The organism is Clostridium niameyense (assembly GCF_001243045.1).
Lineage (GTDB): Bacteria > Bacillota > Clostridia > Clostridiales > Clostridiaceae > Clostridium_F > Clostridium_F niameyense.
Genome location: NZ_LN849007.1, coordinates 1297790 through 1313447, shown reverse-complemented (window position 1 = coordinate 1313447; position 15658 = coordinate 1297790). Strand labels below are relative to the sequence as shown.

Sequence of the window (15658 nt, the reverse complement as noted above, 5' to 3'; positions counted from 1 at the left end):
ATTAATATTTTCTATATAATCCAACTAATTTGCCTAGAACTTTACACGTTTTTACTATGATAGGCTTCATAGTTTTATTTTCAGGTTGAAGACGAATAAAATCATTCTCTTTAAAAAATCTTTTTAAAGTAGCTTCATTTTCTATTAATGCAACTATAATGTCTCCATTTTCTGCAGAATTAGTTTTTTCAATAATAGCTAAATCATTATCTAATATACCAGCTTCAATCATACTTTCACCATGCACCTTTAACATAAATAAGTCCTTATTAGTATTTATATAATCTAAAGGCATAGGAAATATATCATCTATATTTTCTATAGCTAGTATAGGCTCTCCAGCAGTTACAGTTCCGATAATAGGAATGTTTATTATTTCTTTTTTATATGTAGGTTCATCTATGATTTCTATGGCTCTAGTTTTAGTTCTATCTCTTTTAATAAGTCCTAATTGCTCTAATTTTTTGAGATGAGCATGGACAGAAGAAGTAGAACTTAATCCTACACCTGAACAAATTTCACGTACAGATGGTGGATAACCTTTTTCTTTAATTTGTAGCTTTATAAAATTATAAACTTCGTCTCTTTTAGTAGTGTTTTTAGCCATGATTTCACCTCACAATTATAAATTCAGTATTTATTATACCATAAAAATGGAAATGAAGTCAAACTTATGTTCTTGAATATCCTTAAAATTTTTAATAGAACTAAAGATGTATATTTGATATAATAATATTTAACTAAAAAAATGTAGAAAAGAGGTAATTTATTTAAATATGAAAAAGTGTATTTTAAATTCTAATAAAATATGTGATAACTGCGGAGAGTGTACTATATGTGATTTAGATAGAAATAAAAAATGTAATAATTGTGGTAAATGTCTTGAAAAAGAAGGCTATGATACTAAAGCTATAAAGATAAATGAAATAATTCAAAAAGAGCAGTTTGTAGAAGAGAAAGAGTTAAAAAAGGTATTAGAGGAAGATGAAAAAGAATACAAGAGTCTAGATTCTTATGAAAATAATGATACTTCAACTATATTAGAAGACTATGATGATAATTTTAGTGATGATAAATCTTATGCTATAGAAAATAATGAGAATATAAAAATTGAGTATATAGATGATGTAGACGGATTAAGTGAAATAATTCAAGATGAAGAAAGATTGAGTAATATAGCGGATGAAGAATTTCCAGGACTAATAAAATTAAAGGGAACTAAAAGTTATAAAGAATAATGTAGTAATATAAATATATAAAACGAAAAATGTAAATAAATTATGAATAAGATTATTCTATATATGGTTTTTAAGATCATTACAATTAGTAGGAATACATTGCTAATAGTGGGTTTTATTAGCTTTTAAATATATAGTAGTTTATCAAAAATTTTGTTCATAAACATAAAATATTTCTGTTGTATAATATTATAATAAAAATATTTTATTATAAGCTATTCTTATAAGGGGTTTAGATTATAGAGTTTTTATTTATTTTTATTTGATTTTATTTTTAAGTTTTATTTTATAAAGGGGAGATGATGCTCTATGGAAAAAAGAATACTTACAATCTGTCCTTATTGTGGAGCAGGTTGTAATTTTTATTTAGTTGTGAAGGATGGAAAGATAGTTAGATCAGAACCTGCAGAAGGTAGAACTAATGAGGGCAATTTGTGTTTGAAAGGATATTATGGATGGGATTTTTTGAATGATCCTCAAATACTAACAGCTCGCATAAAAAGTCCTATGATTAGAAAAAATGGTAAATTAGAAGAGGTTTCTTGGAATGAAGCTATTAATTTTACAGCTTCAAAATTGAAAGAAATAAAAGAAAAATATGGTCCCGATTCCATAATGGGAACAGGATGTGCTAGAGGTTCAGGTAATGAGGCCAATTATATTATGCAAAAATTTATGAGAGCAGCTATTGGAACAAATAACGTAGATCATTGTGCTAGAGTTTGACATGCACCATCTGTGGCTGGTTTAGCCAACGTATTAGGTAATGGGGCTATGTCTAATGGTATTCATGAAATACAGGATACAGACGTAATATTGATATTTGGATATAATGGTGGAGATTCTCACCCCATAGTTGCTAGAAGAATAATTAAAGCAAAAGAAAGAGGAGCAAAAGTAATAGTAGTAGATCCTCGTATAATTGAATCTGCCAGAACAGCAGATTTATGGTTACCTATAAAAAATGGTACTAATATGATCTTAGTAAATGCTTTTGGAAATTATCTTATAAAGAAGGGTTTATATAATAAAGATTATGTGAATAAACATACTGAAGGCTTTGAAGAATATAAAAGGAATGTTGAAAAGTATACCATAGAGTATGCGGAAAAAATGACAGGAATCAATGGTGAAGATATAAAAAAAGCAATGGAAATTTATGCTGCGGCACCTAATGCTATGATACTTTATGGTATGGGAGTCTGTCATTATGGACAAGCTGTTGATGTAGTTAAAGGATTAGCATCCTTAGCACTTTTAACAGGAAATTTTGGTAGACCTAATGTAGGAATAGGACCTGTTAGGGGACAAAATAATGTTCAAGGTGCCTGTGATATGGGTGCCTTACCTAATGTATATCCAGATTATCAAAGTGTTACTGATGATAATATAAGAGAAAAATTTGAAAAAGCTTGGGGAACTAAACTTTCATCTAAAATAGGTGTTCATTTAACAGAAGTTCCTAAATTAGCTTTAGAAGAGAACAAGATAAAGGCTTATTATATAATAGGTGAAGATCCAGTTCAAAGTGATCCGGATTCAGAAGAAATAAGGCAAACCCTGGATAAATTAGATTTAGTTATAGTTCAAGATATTTTTATGAACAAAACTGCACTTCATGCAGATGTAATTCTTCCAGCTACGTCTTGGGGTGAGCATGGAGGAACTTTTACTTGTGCAGATCGAGGAGTGCAAATATTTAGAAAAGCAATAGATCCTATAGGGGATTGTAAGGATGATTGGAAGATTATATGTGAAATATCTAATGCTATGGGATATCCAATGAATTATAATAGTACAGAAGAAATCTGGGATGAAATAAGAAAGCTATGCCCAGATTTTGAAGGTATAAGTTATGAAAGATTAGAAAAGGTAGGATCTCTTCAATGGCCATGTCCTACAGAAGATCATGAAGGAACTTCTTATCTTTATAAAGATAGTGAGTTTAGTACTCCAAATAAAAAAGGCAGATTGTTTGCTTGTGATTGGAGAGCACCTATGGAAGCTACAGATGAAAAGTATCCTATAATTTTATCTACTGTAAGAGAAGTTGGTCATTATTCAGTAAGAACTATGACAGGAAATTGTAGGACACTTAAAAAGTTAGCAGATGAACCTGGTTATGTTCAAATTAATCCAAAAGATGCAGAAGAATATGGAATAAAGGATGAAGAGTTTATGAAAATAACTTCTAGAAGAGGTTCTGTTATCGCTAAAGCAAGGGTATCTGAAAGAATAAATGTAGGTGCTGTATATATGACTTATCAATGGTGGATAGGTGCATGTAATGAACTTACAGCTTGTAATTTAGATCCTATTTCTAAAACTCCTGAATATAAGTACTGTGCAGTTAATATAGAAAAAATTGATGATCAACAAAAAGCACATGAATATGTTCGTAGCAAATATGAAGAAATTAGGGATTTGATGGGTGCAGTAAAAGCGCAGTAATTTTCTATTTTGTGAAGTTTTATGAAAAGGTGGGGTAGTATATGAAATTAAAAACTAGTTCTTTTGTAGTAGTTAATTCAAAAAAATGCATAGGTTGTAGAGCTTGTGAAAGGGCTTGTGCAGCAAAACATATAGATAAGGAATTAGAAAACAAAGTTGAAGATATAGAAGCACCTAAAATTGCAAGATTGTTTTTTCATGAAGAGAAAAAACCATCTCTTCCTATACATTGTAGACATTGTGAAAATTCACCTTGTATGAAAGCATGCCGATTAGGAGCTATAAGTAAAAAAGATGGTGCAGTAATAGTGGATCAGGAAAAGTGTGTAGGTTGTGGTTTATGTACGAAGGCATGCCCATTTGGAGCTGTTAAGGTATTACCTAAATATAAGAAAAAGGATAATAAATTGAAAAAGGCGGCTTATAAGTGTGATTTGTGTAATGGAGAAGAACCAGCTTGTGTAAAAGCATGCCCTAAGGATGCTTTGAGACTTGTTAATGTAGATGAAGAAAAAAGAAATAAAAACACTAAGGCTGCATTAATGTTTAAAATTAAATAAGGCTTTTAAATGGAGGGTTTTAAAATGGCTAATTGTTATGTTATAGCTGATGCGAAAAAGTGTATAGGTTGTAGAACTTGTGAAGTAGCTTGTGTAGTATCTCATGCAGGAGAGAGCATGTTTCAATTAAAAGATTCGGATATAAAATTTTTCCCAAAGCTTACAGTTATGAAAAATAAAACTGTAAGTGCTCCAGTTCAGTGTAGGCAATGTGGTAATCCTCTTTGTATGAAAGCGTGCCCTGTAGGAGCTATAGAGATAGTAGATCGTAAGGTTCATATAGATAGGGAAGCTTGCATAGGATGTAAAAGTTGTGTTGTAGCATGCCCGTTTGGAGCTATAGATATGGCGTTAGAAATTAATGAGGAGAAGGTAGTAGCAAATAAATGTGATTTATGTAAAGGCAGGGAAGGCGGCCCTGCTTGTGTGAAAGCTTGTCCAACTCAGGCATTAAGAATAGTTAATAAGGATGGTTAGCATAGAATAAAAAAATAAAACAATTATGAAGTTTTTTCATAATTGTTTTATTTTTTTATTCTTGGCTTAATGGATTAGATTGTACTGCGTTTCTTAATTTTTCATTATCTACATGAGTATAAATTTGTGTTGTAGATACATTCTCATGGCCTAATATCATTTGAAGGCTTCTTATATCTACACTACCATGTTTATACATTAATGTGGCAGCAGTGTGCCTTAACTTATGTGGGGAATATTTATTTGGGTCTAATCCTGCTTTAGAAATATTCTTTTTTACCATTACTTCTACAGTTCTTTTACTGATTCTTCTATTATTTTTGCTTAAAAATAATATATCTTTATCTTCTGTAGGTACTTTATCTAGAGTTTTATTTCTTATTCTTAAATAGTTATAGATTGCATTTATGCAGGCTTTGTTTAAGTAAACAGTTCTTTCTTTGTTACCTTTTCCTATTACTGTTAGAGTATCACCTTTAATTTTTGATATCTTTATGCTACATAATTCTGACAGTCTTAAACCACAATTTAAAAATAAAGTTATAATACAATAATCTCTTTCCTTGTTCATTCCTGTTATAGCATTTAATAATTTCTTGCTTTCTTCTAAAGTTAAGTAAACAGGATTTCTTTTTTCTATTTTAGGAGACTCTAGATCATCAGCTATATTTTCTTCTACGATTTTAACTTTTCTATTTAAATATTTAAAGAAGGATTTTAAAGTAGCTACTTTTCTAGCTCTAGCATAACTACTGTTATTTCTATACTTTTCAGTGAAAGATAAAAAGGCATATAAATCAGATAATTGTAATTCTCTTAAAAAATCATTATTAATATCATTTATAGGTATGTTTTCAAATTCCAATTCTTGTTTTTGAAGTCCTTTATATATTTTTAAAAATCTAAAAAACATAATTAAATCTGTTTTATAACCCTTAATAGTATTAGGGGATTTTCCTTTGATGGTTTCTAAATAATTTATAAAATCTATTAAACATGGGGGCAAATAATTATTAACACTTCTAATTTCTTCGAAATTATATTTCATTATGTTCCTCCTAAGTTAAATATTGCTGTAACTATTGATATTATACTATATACTCTAATTGTAAACAACACTTATATGCGTTAAATGTATATTTAACGCATATAAAAATGGGTAAAATAGGGCTATCTTTTATATATTTATACTATGTTATTACTATAAGTTTTTAAATTTATATAATATTATATCAAAAGCTAACATATAGATTACTTAAAAGGAATCTTAATAGAAATTCAAGATATAAAAAAAGAGAAGTCTTAGCATTGTATCTATATAGATGTAATTAAACTAATATTTACATATAACTAGGTTTTAGGGGTATATAAATTGATACAATTTCAACGTTTAACCCTATTTTAAAATATATCAAATGATAACTCTTATCATTTAAATAATTACTTATTTGTATTTAAATGGATATTTATACAAATAAGTAATTCACAGTATGTGGAAAATAATGGGTATTATTATTAAACTCATTATTATTAACATTATATAAAAATAGCTAACAAAACAAAATGTTACAAATAATAAGGTATTTTAAAATAGAAAATTTTATTTTATATAATTCGACTTTATTTACTAAATGTTAAAAATAGAAAAAATATCAATGCATTTTACTACATTTATATAAAATTATTCCCTTTGTTTTTATATCAATGCAACATGTAAATAAATAACTAAAATTATAAAAAATTGAAATATATTTTATAGTTTACATAATATTGATTCTGTAAACTATACTTCATTATAAATTTTATTTATATATAATGCTATAAAGTATTGAAAAAAGTTATAACTTATACTAGTATTAATATTAGTTTGATTTTATTAACATAATTTAATAATATAAAAGGAGATGCAGTTATGGTACCTTTAACTATAAGTGAATTAGCTTACAATGAATTTAAAGAATTTTTAGAAGTAAATAAAATCCCTTCTAATGTATTGAGAATATATTTAGCAGGTAATGGATGATCTGGCCCTACATTTAATATTGTTCTGGATGAACAAACAGAAAATGATTTAGTGATTCCTGTTAATGATTTAGTATTTTTAATAGATAGGGATCTTTGCAGAGAATATGGTGGATTTACATTAATGTGTAGTAAAGAAAATGGTAGAGATGGATTTACTATAGAACCAGTTATAAAACCTGAAAATATAAGTTGCTCTACATGTTCTAGTTGTAGTTAAAATATATGAACAAAAGTACCTAAGATTTTTATAATCTTAGGTACTTTATTATAAGTTTAAATTTGCTATTCTAATTTACTTTTCTATGCTAGTATATACATAAATTAAATTATGCTAGCTTTTTATTAAAGATTTCTTTCGTAAGCTTCAACCATTTTTTTAACCATGTTTCCACCTACATAACCATTTTCTCTTGAAGTTAAGTTTCCTTTATCCATAGAATCATAGTTAGTTAATCCTATTTCATTTGCTGTCTCCATTTTTAATTGATCTAATCCCTTCTGAGCTTCTGGTACTACTAATTTATTAGAATTTCTGTTTGACATAATTATTACCTCCTAATTAATAAAATTTATCTTTTGTATTTGTGTTTTATTAAGTTTTGTATTATAAGTTTATGCAAAAGTAGTTTTATTATTATATGAAACTAGAGGTAATGTAGGATTTTATTGTTATTGTTTTAAATTTATAAAAGAAAAAAGAGCATAAAGCTCTTTTAAGAATTAAGCATTCCTTATATACATGAAAATATATTGCGGTGTATTATCATGAGTAAATATAAGGAGGAAATTACCAAAATAATAAACTTTTTTAACCCCACTATATTATAAAGCAATTATCGTGCCAATATTTAAAAGTTGAATATTGGTTAAAAAATAATGAAAATCTCAAAATGCTATAAATTAAAGTTATCATTTTGAGATTTTAAGTTTTTAGTATCATTTTGATAAATAATTATAGATTTTATTTGTTTTTAAAAGTTCTTCGGTTTACATATAATTTCATTATTATAATATGGAATATTTTGATTTTACAAATTCTATTATTTGTAATTCACTTTCAATTTCAGCTTTAACTGGATAAGTTTTTTTAACTTTATTAACCTCATCTAATATAGGATTAGCATTAGTATTATCCTTTTTTACTAAAAGATAATAAGCATACATTAATCTCTTTCTTGACATATAACAATTAGTTGCTTTTATATAATCTTTTAATTCTTTAGTATATAATTTATTAATTACGTCTTCTCCGGCTTCATTTATAATTTCACAAAATAATATATCGCATATGACTTCATTTTTTAGTACTTTATTTAAATTAGGAGTAGTATTAATTATGCTTTTGTAAATTTCTATAGCTTTATGGAAATCTCTTTTATCCATATAATAATTTCCTTCCAGAATTCTTATAGTATTAGATAGTAATTTGTTTGAATTAGCACCATTAGGAAGTTTGAACCATTCAATGGGCATATCCTTTAATCTTATACCTTTATAGAGAAGACTATTTATTTTAAGCATCATATAAAATGAATATCTTTCATATTTATCTTTTTTCATAGAAATAAAATTGTAGCCATCATTTCCTAAAATTTTTATAGGTATACCATTAATAATTATAAAGAATATACCTATAATTATTGATAAAAAACAAAAATTTTTTACCATAAAATTAGTAGTAAAGGTTTTATAAAATAATATACATAGTAAGATTACTATAGTGTTCATAAATACTCCACCCAAATTGTAAATAATATATGGGCAATCATAGCCATTTCCTTCTGGAGGCATCATAATACATTGACCTGCAGTACCTACTACATTAAATTTCTTTATCTTTAACTTTCTATTTTCTCTTATAAGGGTTATATTTCCAATTCTAAAAGATATGAATTTATATCCAGAACAAAGACCAAAAATTAAATGTCCTGCTTCGTGTAATATAATTTGAAAAATACAGGTACATATAAGAATAATAAAATATACTATACTGTTAATTGGACTTTTAGAACTATTAGTAACACCTATAATAAAGCCTATTATAGAAAGAGCACCCCAAAATGTCCAAAATAAAGATTTTAATGTATTAGAGATATCTTCATTTGTTTTTTCTTTCATATTATCCCCCCATTTTGAATTCATTTACAATTTTATCATAAAGCTATCTTTACTTAAATTATATTCGCTATAGTTTATACATAAAAAGCCTTGGATTTCTCCAAGACTCTTTTATTTTCTATCTTTTAGTATCATTTATAAATCTATGATATTAGCATTTTAGTATAAGGTTTTTCTGGGTTATTAAATATGTCTAAAACAGAACCAGATTCTATAATTTCTCCCTTATGCATAACTAGCATTTTATCCGAAATTTTTTTAGCTAAGTTAATATCGTGAGTAATATATAGCATAGCAAAGCCAGTAGAGTTTTGCAGTTGTTTTAAAAGTCTTAAAATATTTGCTTTAGTAGATGGATCTAGCATAGAACTTATCTCATCTGCTATTAAAAGTTTAGGTTCCATAATAAGTCCCCTAGCTATAGATATTCTTTGTCTTTGTCCCCCACTTAAATCACTACATCGTTTATTTAAAAAACTAGATTCTGTAGGAAGTTGTACTTTTTTCAGTACTTCTAATACCTTTTTATACCTATCTTCCTTTGAACCAGCTTTAATTATATCTAAAGGTTCTCTTATGGTTTCTAATATAGTAAAGGAATTATTTATGGATGAAAATGGATCTTGAAAAATAATTTGTATACCTTCTTTTTTAGAAGTAAGGTTATTACCTTGTATTTTTTCATCTTTGAAATAAGCAGTTCCACTGTCAGGATTTAATATTCCTGATAGTATATTAGCTAAAGTAGTTTTACCAGAACCAGATTCTCCTATAAGAGATACTATCTCTCCGAATCTTATAGTTATATTACAGTTTTTTACAGCACATACTTCCCTATTATTATCCTTATAAGTTTTGTTTATGGATTTCCCCTGTAATAAATTTACAATTCCGCCTCTATTACAAGCAACTTTTCTATTATTTAATATGTTGTATAATTGAGGTTTTGTATATTTGCATTTTCTACATTTTTGTATGCATCTTGAATAAAATACACAACCACCATCTAAGTTATCTTCTTTATAAGGTATTCCCCATAAATCTCCAAAAGGATTTATTTCTATAGAGGAATTTATAATGCCTCTTGTATATGTATGCATAGGATGTCTTATTAAATCTTTTGTAAGACCTTCCTCTAGTATATTACCTTTATATATAACTTCTAATTTACAAGTTAATTTATTAATTACATATAAATCGTGAGAGATTACTAACATAGTTATTTTTTTTTCTTTTTGTAATTTTAAAAGAAGATTTATTATTTCATTTTTACTTACACTATCTAAAGCTGAAGTAGGTTCATCTACTATCAATATTTTAGGATCACAAGCTAGAGCCATAGCTATAAGAACTTTTTGTCTCATACCACCAGATAAATTATGGGGATAAACCTTTGCAATAGTTTTATTTAAACCTACCATTTCTAATAAATTACCTACTTTTATTAAAGCTTTTTTTTTAGATAAATTTGTATGTTTTATAATGCTTTCTAATATTTGACTCTCTATATTAAGTACAGGATTTAATACATCTAGATTATTTTGAAAAACTAAGGCTATATGAGACCACCTATACATATTTTTTTCATCTTCTTTGAAAGATAATATATTTTGATTTTTATAGAGGATTTCTCCAGAAACCTTAGTTTCTTCATTTAAAAGTCCCATTATAGCTGTAGCAATAGAAGTTTTTCCACTGCCAGATTCTCCGATTATTCCTACATTTTCTCCTTCCACTATAGAAAAAGATACATTGTCTACAGCTTTAAAAGATTGATTTTTTTCATAGCAAATAGATAAATTATTTACTTTAAGTAAATACTCCATAAAAATTCCTCCTAAATATTTTCCAATTCTTTACTTATGAATGCAAAAGCTAAAACTAAGGTTAAAATACAAGTTAAGGGAGATAAGATCCACCATTTCCAATAATCTGTAAAGTAAATTCCTTCAAAATTAATAGCGTGATTTAAAATCATACCCCAACTTTTAGATAAAGGATCTCCGAGTCCTAAAAAGGATAAAGAAGATTCTGCTATTATGGATTTACTTATAATTTTTATCATACTTATGCTTATTAAAGGAATTATTTTGGGTAGTATATGTTTACTTAATATATGAGTAAAGTTACCTCCAAAACTTTGAGCAACTTTTATATAATTTTCGTTTTTTATAGATATAACTTTTGATCTTATTATTTTAGAAGGAGATACCCAGGAAAATAAACTTAAAACAATTATTACATTTTTTATACTAGGTCCAAAGAAAGCAGCAAGAACTATCATTACAGGAAGTTCTGGTAGTACCATCATTAAATCTGTAAATCTCATTAAAATTTTATCAATAGTACCTCCATAATAACCACAAACTATACCTATAAAACTTCCTAAAAGTCCAGATAAAAGTGCTGTAAATAACCCTACAGTTATACTAATTCTAGAACCATAGCAGATTTGAGACCATAAATCTATACCAAGATCATCTGTACCTAAAATATGTTTACTACAGGGTGGATTGAAAGATACACCTGAAGGTTTACTATATGGAAACTTACATATTATAGGACAAAATAAAGCCATAAATGTAAAAAATATTATAATTATAAAAGAAATTTTACTTATGCTAGATAAGTTTTTAATTTTAATTAAATGTTTTTTCATAGGTTATCCCACCCTTGGATCTAATTTTTTATATAGTTTATCTGATATTAAATTCATAACTATAACCATAAATGTAACTACCAAAAATATACCTTGAATCAATGGATAATCTCTTACAAATACAGCTTCTTTCATAAGCTTTCCAAGACCTGGATAGCAAAAAACATTTTCTACTAAAATAGCTCCACTCACTACAGAACCTATAGTTAAAAAGATTTTAGTTATTACAGGAAGGATAGAGTTTCTAAGTATATGTTTAAATATAATTTTTCTTCTCTTTAGACCTTTTGCTTTAGCTGTATTTATATAATCTTTTTTCAAAACCGAAATAGCACTATTTCTTGATATTAAATAAAAGTCTCCAACTTTTGATAATGTTAATGTTAAAATTGGTAAAGTAGCATGATAAATTATATCCTTTGCTTTTTCATAGTTAGATGCATATTCTTGAAAATCTGTTATAGCTCCAGATAAAGGGAATAAGTTTAATTTTCCTGCTAAAATAAATAAAAAAATTATACCCAATAAAAACCCAGGTATTTCAGATAAGGTCATAAAAAAACTATAGAGTATTCGGTCTAATTTTTTATCTTTATTGAAGGAAGATAAAGTTCCGATTAAGGTTCCTAAAATAGAACTAAAAAAAATAGATGTTAAAACTAACATGAGAGTCCAACCAAATCTAGACTTTATAATATTGAAAACAGAATCATTATAATAAATACTATATCCTAAATTACCATAGCACAAATTTTTTATGTAATTTAAATATTGAATATGTATAGGTTTATCTAAACCATAATAGGTTTTATATTTTTCTATTTGTTCCTGTGAATATGCAGAAATCTCACACCCATTATCTCCAGAGAGTATTACAAAAGGGTCCCCAGGCATAAGCCTAGGGATAAAGAAATTTATTGTGAGTATAATTATTATAGTCAATGCATATTCAGTAAACTTAGAAAATTTAATTTTCATAAATATCATCAACTACCCTTTTATTTTCTTTCTAAATAGCTTAGTTTACTATGTGATAACATAAAATGGTTATACATATTCATATATCCATCATATTTAGCTGGTTTATATATAGCAATACCACCAGGAGTATTTATAATAGGAATCATAGGTATTTCATCTGATATTTTTTCTTGAAGCTCATATACTAGTTTTTTTCTCTTGGCTTCATTCATTTCGTTCATCTGTTTATCACATAATTTATCTATTTCTTGATTTTTATATCCTGGTATGGAGTTCATAATAGTTCCACCTACTGCTAAATCTTTAGATCTATATAGCTCTCTTAATATATCCGCATCTTGCCCCCAACCACCATGAGAAGTTATAAGAGCTTCATAATTTCCTGTTTTAGCAGCAGCATCTCTACTTTTCATGTCTAGGCTTTTAACATTAACCTTTATTCCAGCCTTTTCTAACTGAAGTTTTATAAGTTCTGCCATTCTTAAGTCATCCTTACGATTAGATGTAGTAAGTTCAAAGCTTAAGTTTTTATCTTTTAAAAGTTCCTTAGATTTACTAGGGTTATAATCATATTTTTTAACATTTTTGTTATACCATACGTGATCTTTTGGCAAGAAAGATGCACTAGCTTTTACCCCTAATCCTCTTTTTACTTTATCAATTATTTCCTGCTGGTCTATAGAATAAGCTATGGCTTGTCTTATATTTTTGTCTTTAAACTCTGGCTTTTTATCCATATTCATACATAGTCTATAACCAAAGAAGTTATGTCCTTTTAGTTGTTTATAATCCTTATTATTTTCATATTTTTTAGCTATATCTGGTTTAACGCCTTCAATAAGATCTAAATCACCTTTTTCAAAAGCAAGTATAGGGTCACTTACTGGAATGAATTCTATAGATTTAACTCTTTGCTTAGGTCCCCAATAATCTTTAAAAGCTGTAAACTTATAAGCCCCTCTTTCTTTATTATAAGATTCTAAAGTATAAGGTCCACAACCTACAAAAGCATCTTTTTCATTAAATTTTTTAGGATCATTTACTTTTTCCCAAATATGTTTTGGTATAATTCTAGTATTTCCTAGTTTATCTAAAGAAGAAGCGTTTATAGTATTTACTGTAACTTTAATGTAATTATCATTCAAAACCTCAACATTATCTATAAAACATTTTCCATTTATATATAGACTTTTAGATACAGGAGGATGCTTTTTAAAATATTCAAAAGAGAATTTTACATCCTCTGGAGTGAATTCTTTTCCATCCTGCCATTTGACTCCTTTTCTTATTTTAAATAAGTACTCTTTACCACCATTTTTTACTTCCCATTTTTCTGCAAGCCAAGGTATCATTCCTTTTTCGTCTCTTTCTATTAGTGAATCATAAATTAGGTTTACTTTAGAAGATCCTGGTCCCCTTGGATATGAAAGATATGGGTTAGGTGATCCCCAATCTCCTCCTTCTAATTTTAAAACAACATCTTTTTTAGGAGCAGACTCTTTTTTTACATTGGTTTCTACTTCTTTTTTATTATTTCCACAACCACATAGTAAAAATGACATGCTTATTATAGTAGTAAAAAGTACTACTATCAATTTATGTATAGTTTTTTTCATTAAAAATCCCCCTAGTTATTTTGTATTTATAGTTTTTTAAATGATTCTCGAATATTCTTTAAAACAATCAGAACATACCATTTTACCATTCATAATTCTTATTCTATGTTCGGCGGTACTTTCTTTACAGATTTCACAAGTTATATTTTTAAATAATCTTGCTTTTTCAGGTACAGAGTAATTAGGCTTTTTAAATTTAAAAAGCTCAGTATAATCTGTGTTTAATATGTAATTCATATATTCAGTTCTGTCTTGCTTTTTTTCTTTAGGTTCAAATACTATCCTTAAACTTTCTTCATTTTTTCTGTTAAAAAAAGCAAAGACCATTTTACCAGAATCTTTATGAATAATATTTCCCTTTCCTAAAGAACATCCTAATAAAACTTGAATAGCATCTACTCCACAGGCATCGTTCTCAGTAACGCATACGATATCTTCATCTTCTGAAAATTTTATACCCATTTTATTTATTGCTGCTTCTACGGCTTTATACCCTATAGCAAGCCCTGGGCAAGAATGTCCATGAAATTTTACGCATTTTTCCCATAAGTCTTTTTTCATAAGTTATACCTCCTAAAAATATAATGAAAGATACTATAGTTAAATATAAAGCAAATACTATGCCATGGGGTAGATAATTATCAATAATAATAGGCATATGCTGAAAATATTTTTTATTCTCATAATAATACAAAAATGCTTTCTCTTTTTGAGATTTTCTCATTTTGTCACAAAACTTTTTAAATTTACTAATCTATGGGATTGTTATTTTAACATACTTCTATGAATTTTATATCTTTTTGAAAAGATTTTGCACAAAGACCAAACATATTTTTATTAGTGGTAGCGAAATGAGAAGCGCTATAAAAACCAGCTTTTAAGCAGGCATCTGTAATATTATCTCCCTTTAATATATACTCATAAGTCTTGGATACCTTCATAATTACTAAATAGCTATTTAATGATATTTTAGTTTCTTCCTTAAACAAGTGTGAAAGTCTACTTGGAGATAAGTATACACTTTCTGATAAATCATTTATAATTTCTTTTGTGATTTCCTTTTTATTTTTAAGTAATTTTATTACTTCTTTTATTCTATCATCCTTAATATGAGGAGTTTTTGATTGTAAATTACAAGATTTTAGTATGCTTTTATAGGTATAATGATATGTATTCTTTTCATTCCAAATAGTTTTAATTTTCTCCACAGTGTCTTTAGTTATTATATAATAAGGAGAGTTGTTTAAGTATTTCAAATCCATTTCTTTAGATATATCTGTAGTTTCATCAAATAGATATACTAGAACTTGTTTTTGGTTACTATCAATGGTGTGATATACATTAGAAGAAATCATAATACCTGTACAACATATCTTTTGATTTTTAATAAAGCATTGAATTTCTCCATCTAAACTAATTAATAAATGTTTTGACCAATGTCTATGCTTCTTGGGATCATTGTATCCGTTTAACAAAAGAATATGATCCATACTATAAAAAATTTCTGTCATAGCAGACCCTCCCTAATTAATG

Annotated in this window: 15 protein-coding genes; 5 read left to right on the top strand and 10 right to left on the bottom strand. The window is 27.1% G+C overall.

Annotated elements, in window-relative coordinates; translation table 11 throughout:
• Nucleotide 1: 1 nt before the first annotated feature.
• Nucleotides 2-607, bottom strand: a complete 606-nt coding sequence (lexA, locus tag BN1711_RS07170) for a transcriptional repressor LexA (RefSeq protein WP_050607486.1) — start codon at nucleotides 605-607, stop codon at nucleotides 2-4.
• A 169-nt stretch (nucleotides 608-776) separates the two neighbouring features.
• Here lexA and BN1711_RS07165 point away from each other — a divergent pair, with 169 nt between their 5' ends.
• From BN1711_RS07165 to BN1711_RS07145, 4 genes are all read left to right on the top strand, one after another.
• Entirely contained in the window at nucleotides 777-1238 is a 462-nt protein-coding gene (locus BN1711_RS07165) for a hypothetical protein (RefSeq protein WP_050607485.1), read from the top strand.
• Between the two features lie 309 nt (nucleotides 1239-1547).
• Entirely contained in the window at nucleotides 1548-3689 is a 2142-nt protein-coding gene (gene fdhF, locus BN1711_RS07155; protein ID WP_082174080.1) for a formate dehydrogenase subunit alpha, read from the top strand.
• Nucleotides 3690-3730: 41 nt separating this feature from the next.
• Complete coding sequence (locus tag BN1711_RS07150) at nucleotides 3731-4249, top strand: 4Fe-4S dicluster domain-containing protein (RefSeq protein WP_050607482.1); 519 nt, start codon at nucleotides 3731-3733, stop codon at nucleotides 4247-4249.
• 24 nt (nucleotides 4250-4273) lie between these two features.
• Nucleotides 4274-4726: a 4Fe-4S dicluster domain-containing protein gene (locus tag BN1711_RS07145; RefSeq protein ID WP_050607481.1), complete on the top strand. Its 453-nt coding sequence runs from the start codon at nucleotides 4274-4276 to the stop codon at nucleotides 4724-4726.
• A 55-nt stretch (nucleotides 4727-4781) separates the two neighbouring features.
• On the opposite strand, the gene BN1711_RS07140 is transcribed toward BN1711_RS07145, so the two are convergent.
• Nucleotides 4782-5774 carry a tyrosine recombinase XerC gene (locus BN1711_RS07140; RefSeq protein WP_050607480.1) on the bottom strand — a complete coding sequence of 331 codons (993 nt, stop codon included), beginning with the start codon at nucleotides 5772-5774 and terminating at the stop codon, nucleotides 4782-4784.
• A gap of 864 nt (nucleotides 5775-6638) precedes the next feature.
• Here BN1711_RS07140 and BN1711_RS12905 point away from each other — a divergent pair.
• Complete coding sequence (locus BN1711_RS12905; protein ID WP_082174079.1) at nucleotides 6639-6968, top strand: HesB-like protein; 330 nt, start codon at nucleotides 6639-6641, stop codon at nucleotides 6966-6968.
• Nucleotides 6969-7093: 125 nt separating this feature from the next.
• On the opposite strand, the gene BN1711_RS07130 is transcribed toward BN1711_RS12905, so the two are convergent.
• From BN1711_RS07130 to BN1711_RS07095, 8 genes are all read right to left on the bottom strand, one after another.
• On the bottom strand, nucleotides 7094-7294 hold the full coding sequence (locus tag BN1711_RS07130; RefSeq protein WP_050607479.1) for an alpha/beta-type small acid-soluble spore protein: 201 nt from the start codon (nucleotides 7292-7294) through the stop codon (nucleotides 7094-7096).
• A gap of 462 nt (nucleotides 7295-7756) precedes the next feature.
• A complete protein-coding gene (locus BN1711_RS07125; RefSeq protein ID WP_050607478.1) occupies nucleotides 7757-8869 on the bottom strand; it encodes a hypothetical protein in 1113 nt (370 codons plus the stop codon).
• 143 nt (nucleotides 8870-9012) lie between these two features.
• A complete protein-coding gene (locus tag BN1711_RS07120; protein ID WP_050607477.1) occupies nucleotides 9013-10695 on the bottom strand; it encodes an ABC transporter ATP-binding protein in 1683 nt (560 codons plus the stop codon).
• 11 nt (nucleotides 10696-10706) lie between these two features.
• Nucleotides 10707-11528 (bottom strand): ABC transporter permease, encoded by an 822-nt coding sequence (locus BN1711_RS07115; protein ID WP_050607476.1) that lies wholly within the window; start codon nucleotides 11526-11528, stop codon nucleotides 10707-10709.
• Nucleotides 11529-11531: 3 nt separating this feature from the next.
• Entirely contained in the window at nucleotides 11532-12506 is a 975-nt protein-coding gene (locus BN1711_RS07110; protein ID WP_050608457.1) for an ABC transporter permease, read from the bottom strand.
• A gap of 20 nt (nucleotides 12507-12526) precedes the next feature.
• Nucleotides 12527-14125 carry an ABC transporter substrate-binding protein gene (locus BN1711_RS07105; protein WP_050607475.1) on the bottom strand — a complete coding sequence of 533 codons (1599 nt, stop codon included), beginning with the start codon at nucleotides 14123-14125 and terminating at the stop codon, nucleotides 12527-12529.
• Between the two features lie 36 nt (nucleotides 14126-14161).
• Nucleotides 14162-14686: an FmdE family protein gene (locus tag BN1711_RS07100; protein ID WP_050607474.1), complete on the bottom strand. Its 525-nt coding sequence runs from the start codon at nucleotides 14684-14686 to the stop codon at nucleotides 14162-14164.
• 209 nt (nucleotides 14687-14895) lie between these two features.
• Nucleotides 14896-15636 (bottom strand): AraC family transcriptional regulator, encoded by a 741-nt coding sequence (locus BN1711_RS07095; protein WP_050607473.1) that lies wholly within the window; start codon nucleotides 15634-15636, stop codon nucleotides 14896-14898.
• Nucleotides 15637-15658: the final 22 nt, after the last annotated feature.